Below are 6,126 nucleotides of genomic sequence, written 5' to 3' on the forward strand. Positions count from 1 at the left end.
CGAGCGCGCTGGATGGATCCGCAGGCAGCCCGGCGTCGCGCGCAGCATTGAACTGCTCCTCGACCCCGACAGCCTGCCCAGGCTACAACCCATCGAAACCGTCAAATCCCCTGTGCACAGGTACTAGTTGGCCCTCGGCTGGCTATTGCCCCATCAGCGTCAGCCCGAATAGGATGACGAGCCAAAGCCCGGCAGCCGCGACGGCCAGGCGCGGCAAAGTGCCGGTCAGGTGCATGAACAGCAGGCCTATAAGGATCGCCTTTGCGGCGGCGATCACCAGGTTGAGCGCGACGTTGAAACCCCCGAGATCGATTAAGGACGAACCAACCGTCAGCGCCAGTAGCGCGAGCAGCCCGAGATAGCCGAAGGTGAGCTTGCGAAGGTCGCTCATCGGTTGATCAGGTAAAAAACGGGGAACATGAACACCCAGATGATGTCGATGAAGTGCCAGTAGAGCCCGACGGCCGCGACCCGGCGCAGGCGGCCGGCGGGGCTGGCAGTTGGCCATAGCGCGATCATGCCGGCGATGACGACGATGCCGCCGATCAGATGCAGGGCGTGCAGCGAGGTCATCGCGAAATAGAGGCCGAAGAAGAATTCGGCATGCACCGGATCCGGCCCGGTGTAGCGGAACGGCAGGCCGAGCAGCGGCGCCAGTCCTTCGCTGATTTCCTTGCTGTATTCGATCCCCTTCACGATCAGGAAGCACGCACCCAGCGCCGAGGTCGTCATCAGTGCCCAAACGGTTGCGCGCCAACGTCTGTGACGCGCAAGCATATGCGCCAGCGCCATGGTGAAGCTGCTGGTGATCAGGACGGCCGTGTTGAAGGTGCCGAGCGGCAGCGAAAGGTGTTTCGAGGCCGCAGCGAAGGCGGGGCCGAAATCGAGATGCGCGACGAGAAAGACCAGGAAAATCGCGCCGAACAGCATCGCCTCGGAGCCGATGAACACCCACATCGCGAAACTGTCGGCGCGCCGTTCGCGCTTCGGGGTGTCGAAGGCGATGCTCTCGGTGCCGCTCATCCAGCCGCCTCCTCCCGGTGCGGGCTGAAGCGCTCATGTTCCAGTCCCTTCATGTCGTAGGCATAGGCCGGCCGCGTCACGACTGGCATCGTCTCGAAATTGTGCGGCGGCGGCGGCGAGCTCGTCTGCCATTCGAGCCCGGTGGCGTTCCAGGGATTATCGGCGGCGCGGGCGCCGCGAAACAACGACCAGCCGAGATAGAACAACGGCATCAGGTAGCCGATCGCCAGCACCACCGCGCCGGCCGAGGACAATACGTTCCAGAACTGGAACTCCGGCGGATAGGTGTGATAGCGCCGCGGCATGCCGTCGAAGCCCAGCACATATTGCGGAAAGAAGGTCAGGTTGAAGCCGACGAAGGTGACGGTCGCCGCAATTCGTCCGGCCGTTTCCGAATACATGCGGCCGGTCAATTTCGGCCACCAGAAATGCACGCCGGCCATATAGGCCGTCACCATGCCGCCGACCATGATGTAGTGGAAATGCGCGATCACAAAATAGGTGTCGTGGACATGCACATCGACCGCCAGCGCCGCAAGGAAGAGCCCGGCCAATCCACCGAAGGTGAACAGCCCCAGGAAGAACAGTGCATAGAGCATCGGTGTCTCGAAGCTGATCTCGCCCTTGCGCAGCGTCAGGCTCCAGTTGAAGACCTTGATCGCCGAGGGGATCGCGACGCAGAAGGACAGGAACGAGAACACCACGCCGGCATAGGCCGACTGCCCGCTGACGAACATGTGGTGGCCCCAGACCAGGAAGCCGAAGACGGCGATCGCCATCGACGACATCGCCACCGCCTTGTAGCCGAACAGCGGCCGCCGGCTGAAGCAGGGCAGCACCTCCGACACCACGCCCATGCCGGGCAGGATCATGATGTAGACGGCGGGGTGCGAATAGAACCAGAAGAGATGCTGGAAGAGCAGCGGATCGCCGCCGAGGTCGGGATTGAAGATGCCGATGCCGAACACGCGCTCCAGCACGATCAGGATCAGCGAGGCGGCGAGCACCGGGGTCGCCAGCACCATCACCAGGCTGGTGGCGTAGAGCGTCCAAACGAAAATCGGCAGGCGGAACCAGGTGAGCCCGGGCGCGCGCAGCGTGTGCACCGTGACGATGAAGTTGATGCCGGTCATGATGGTCGAGAAGCCGACGATGAAGACACCGGACGCCGCCGTCGAGACGAAGCCGTTGGCATAGAGCGTCGACAGCGGCGTGTAGAAGGTCCAGCCGGTATCGACGCCGCCGGCGACCACCGAAAACAGCGCAAACAGGCTGCCGAAGATGAAGACGTACCAGCTGGCGAGATTGAGCCGCGGAAATGCAAGGTCGCGTGCGCCGATCATCAACGGCAAAAGGAAATTGCCCAATGTCGCTGGGATCGAGGGCACCAGGAAGAACCAGACCATGATGATGCCGTGCAGAGAGAACAGCCTGTTGTAGACATCGTCGGAGACGAGATCGCCGGCCGGTGTCGCCAGCTCGATCCGCATCAGCACGGCCATGGCGCCGCCGAGGAAGAAGAAGGCCGTCAGCGAGACCAGATAGAGCCACGCCACCCGCTTGTGGTCGGTGGTCAGCAACCAAGCGCGCGGACCGCTGCCTTCGCCGAGATAACTGCCCGACATTGCCGTGCTGGTCATGGCATTGCTCCAGCCGCTGGTTGAGGCGAAAGCGATTTCAGATAGGCAAGCAGCATCTGCAATTCGCCCTCGTCGATCAGGCCGTCGAAGCTCGGCATGACTGGCTCGTAGCCTGCCGCGATCTCCTTTTCTGGATTGAGGATCGAATCGCGCAAATAGCGTTCGTCGGCGATCACCGTCTGCTGGTTATCGAGCGCCACCGGTCGGCCGAAGATGTCTTCCAAGGAGGGCGCCCTCACCTTGCTGCTCGCGCTATGGCAGCCGGAGCAGCCAAGCGCGCGAAACAGTTTCTCGCCGCTCGCCGCCAGCGTTTCGCCCTCGCCTTGGCTGTTCAGCCAGGCGGAATACCGCTCGGGCGGCAAAACGGTCACCCAGCCGCCCATTTCGGAATGCTGGGTGCCGCAATATTGGGCGCAGAACAGGTGATAGCGGCCGGGCTCGGTGGCGATGAACCAGATATGCGTCGTGCGGCCGGGCACCGCGTCCTGCTTGATACGGAATGCCGGCACATAGAAGGAGTGGATGACGTCCTGCGAGGCGAGCGACACCACGACCGGTTTGCCAACCGGAACATGCAGTTCATTGATCTCGCGCTGGCCGCCGGGCTGCCTGAACTCCCACATCCATTGCTTACCGAGCCCCGTGATTTCCAGCGCGTCCGCCGGCGGATGATCGCGGCGAACGAAAAGTATCGCGCCCCAGCCGAAGAAGATGAAAGCGATGATCAGGCTGGCGATGGTCCAGCTCATCTCCAGCCACAGATTGCGGGAACGCTGGCCAGTGCGGTCCGCAGGCGAACCGACGCGGTATTTCACCGCGTAGCCGACGACGAGCGCGGTAAGCGAGAAGCCGAGAATGACCGAGAAGGCGAGCAGCGTGTAGAACAGCGCATCGACATGACCGGCTTCGGACGACGCCTCCTGCGGGAAGAAGGGGACGCCGAAGCTCACCTCGCCCTCCCTCGCGTTTGCCAGAGCACGGTCGCGGCGAGGCCGAGCAGCGTGACCAGGCTTGCCACCTTCAGCGCCGCCCAGACGGCTGGGGTGTATTGACCCTTCGAACTGTCGAAACCGGCGCAGAGCAGGAAGACGTGATCGGCGATGGAGCCAAGCTTGTTGGCCGACGCTTCAACCAGCGCGAGCTGGAGATCGCGCGGCGTGAAGGTCAGCGCCGGCAATACCTGCGAGATTCGGCCAGACTGCGTCAGCGCGATGACCGCGATCGGATGGACGAACTGATCGATGCCTTTGCGCCGGTCGAAAGTGATGCCGGCCTCGTTGGCCAGCGCCGCGCCCGAACCGTCGCTGCTGGTCAGGAAACGCCAGGCGGACATGCCTGCCGAACCTGCGGCGGACGCGATCTCGGCTTGCGCCCCGGCGGCATCGGCGGATGTCTCGTCGGGGTCGATCGAGATGAACAGCGCGCGGTAATCGGCCGGGCGAAGCGATGTCTTCTTCAGGTCGGACGCAATCGCCTGCTGGGTGACGCCGCAAAGGTTCGGGCATCTGTCGTAGCCGAAGATGACCAGTGCTGGACGGCCGCCGAGCGTTTCGCCGAGTGTCAGCTTCCGGCCGCTTGCATCGACCAACTCACGGTCAAGGCTAAGTTGTGCCCCGAGTTTCGGATCGAATGTCGGTCGTTCAGCGGCAAACGCCGTGCCGGCCACCAAGACGCAAAGCGCGGCGAGCAGGCTCCTCATTGCGCCGCCCTCCGCCGTTGTTGGCAATTCTGGGCTTGTGGTGCGCGAGGAACCGCAGCCGTAAGCAAGGCGCAATCGTCGGCGCGGATGGCCGCAGCTCCCTGCGACCAATCCGGCAGGCCGTTACTGACCACTGCCCACATGGCGTCGTCGATCGGGATGCGAGCGATACCGGCATGACGGTCGACCCAGCCGAGCATTCTCAGCTGGCGATCCTCCTCGGCGCGGAAACTGACCAGGTCCTGCTTTGGCGCGGTCTGCAAATCGGGGCTTTCTCGACTGATGTCCGTGGGTAGCGGCGGCGGCCACCTTGGCGTGGTGTTAAAGGCGAGTTTCATGCCGATCGCGGCGAGCGCGATGAACAGCAGCAACCCACCGCCGAACGCGAACAGCACACGCGGCTGAACATCGCGCGTCTCGGGATGGCGATGCGCCTTAGCCATGGGCCACCTCGCGCTTCCACCAGGTGACCCGATCCGGCCGGCGAAGAAGGAAAAGGAACAGCGCAAGCCACAGCCCGCCCGATCCAATCCAGGCAGCGGCGTCATGCCATAACGCCAGCGGGCCGCCGGCGAAGAGCGGCGGGCGGATACGCCAGAACACATCGGCAAAATGGCCGGCCAGGGTAATTCCGGCGAGCCAGACAAGGCCGGCATGGCTGCGTTTCATGTCTCGGCTGAGCAGGCCGGCAAACGAAGCCACCCGCAAGGCGATCAGCAGGTAGAGCAGATATTGCCACCCATTGCCGCCGCGAATGACATACCAATGAATCTCACCGGGCAGATCGCCCCCCCAGACCACCAGCCACTGCATGAAGGTCAGATAAATCCAGGTCAGCATGAAGCCGAACTGCATGTTGGCGAGGTCTTCGCTCGGGGCGACGTCCTCGTCTCCGCCCGGCAAGACCTCGACCGCGCGTCTTGCCGCCAGCACAAGCATCGCCAGGGCGAATGCTCCGACAACTTCGGCCGACGCTTCGCAAAACGCGTAGATGGTCGAGGTGAATTCCGGCTCGAGCGACAGCATCCAGTCGATGGCAAAGACGCTGACGGCAAGCGCATGGAGGATGAGGCCGAGAGCGAATTTCTTGCCGTTGCGGGCGTTCGGGTTGGCTTCATAGCTTGTCGCATCGAGCACAATCCAAGTGAGAACGAGCCAGATTGCACCACAGCAAGCTAAGCGCAGCAGGAAGAACGGCACGTTGAGATAGGCAAGCTTCTCCCGAACCGTCTCGGACAACATCGCAGAATCGGCGCCGGCCCATGGGAAGACCAGATCGAGCCTGATCAGCACCGGCAGCAGCAAGATCAGCGCAAGCGGCAGCATCGCCGTCATGATCCGCAACGGCTGACGGACCGCATCGCCCCAGCGCCCGCCGGTCAGCCCATGCACCATCAGTATCGTCAGCGCGCCGAGCGGGAAACTGAGCAGGAAGATCGTTGCCGCGAGCCACGCGCCCACCATCGCCTTGGCATCGAGCGATGCCCCCAGCGCGCAGACCGCAAGTCCCGCGATGCCAAGCACCAGACAGCCCTGCTCGATGCGGCTCATGGCGAGGCCTCCGCCTCAAGCCGCGCGCGCAGGGTTTGCGGAAGCTCCGCTACCGGTACGTCGCGCGAATATTGCAGCGCGCGGACATAGGCCACGATCGCCCAGCGGTCCCGCGGCGGCACCCTCGCCGCGTAGGAATACATGGCGCCGTAGCCGTTGGTGATGACGTCGTAGAAGTGGCGGTCGGAGGCCTTGCGCAGCGCATCCTGATGG

Annotated in this window: 8 protein-coding genes; all 8 read right to left on the minus strand. The window is 63.5% G+C overall.

Annotated features, from left to right (window positions below; translation table 11 throughout):
- Positions 1-142: 142 nt before the first annotated feature.
- Positions 143-391 (minus strand): cytochrome C oxidase subunit IV family protein, encoded by a 249-nt coding sequence (locus RFM68_RS33240; RefSeq protein WP_320237159.1) that lies wholly within the window; start codon positions 389-391, stop codon positions 143-145.
- Positions 388-1,023, minus strand: a complete 636-nt coding sequence (locus tag RFM68_RS33245; RefSeq protein WP_320237160.1) for a cytochrome c oxidase subunit 3 — start codon at positions 1,021-1,023, stop codon at positions 388-390. Before RFM68_RS33245 ends, RFM68_RS33240 begins: the two co-directional genes overlap by 4 nt.
- Positions 1,020-2,663, minus strand: a complete 1,644-nt coding sequence (gene ctaD, locus RFM68_RS33250; RefSeq protein WP_320237161.1) for a cytochrome c oxidase subunit I — start codon at positions 2,661-2,663, stop codon at positions 1,020-1,022. The genes RFM68_RS33245 and ctaD overlap by 4 nt, the downstream gene beginning before the upstream one ends.
- The gene (coxB, locus tag RFM68_RS33255) at positions 2,660-3,613 is read right to left on the minus strand and encodes a cytochrome c oxidase subunit II (RefSeq protein ID WP_320237162.1); all 954 of its coding nucleotides are present in this window, start codon (positions 3,611-3,613) and stop codon (positions 2,660-2,662) included. Before coxB ends, ctaD begins: the two co-directional genes overlap by 4 nt.
- Entirely contained in the window at positions 3,610-4,362 is a 753-nt protein-coding gene (locus RFM68_RS33260) for an SCO family protein (protein ID WP_320237163.1), read from the minus strand. Before RFM68_RS33260 ends, coxB begins: the two co-directional genes overlap by 4 nt.
- A complete protein-coding gene (locus RFM68_RS33265) occupies positions 4,359-4,805 on the minus strand; it encodes a hypothetical protein (RefSeq protein WP_320237164.1) in 447 nt (148 codons plus the stop codon). Before RFM68_RS33265 ends, RFM68_RS33260 begins: the two co-directional genes overlap by 4 nt.
- A complete protein-coding gene (locus RFM68_RS33270; RefSeq protein ID WP_320237165.1) occupies positions 4,798-5,913 on the minus strand; it encodes a hypothetical protein in 1,116 nt (371 codons plus the stop codon). The genes RFM68_RS33265 and RFM68_RS33270 overlap by 8 nt, the downstream gene beginning before the upstream one ends.
- Positions 5,910-6,126 (minus strand): c-type cytochrome (locus tag RFM68_RS33275; protein ID WP_320237166.1); only part of this gene is annotated, 217 nt, incomplete at its 5' end. The genes RFM68_RS33270 and RFM68_RS33275, both read right to left, overlap by 4 nt.

The sequence above is a fragment of the Mesorhizobium montanum genome (assembly GCF_033977145.1).
GTDB classification, from domain to species: domain Bacteria; phylum Pseudomonadota; class Alphaproteobacteria; order Rhizobiales; family Rhizobiaceae; genus Mesorhizobium; species Mesorhizobium montanum.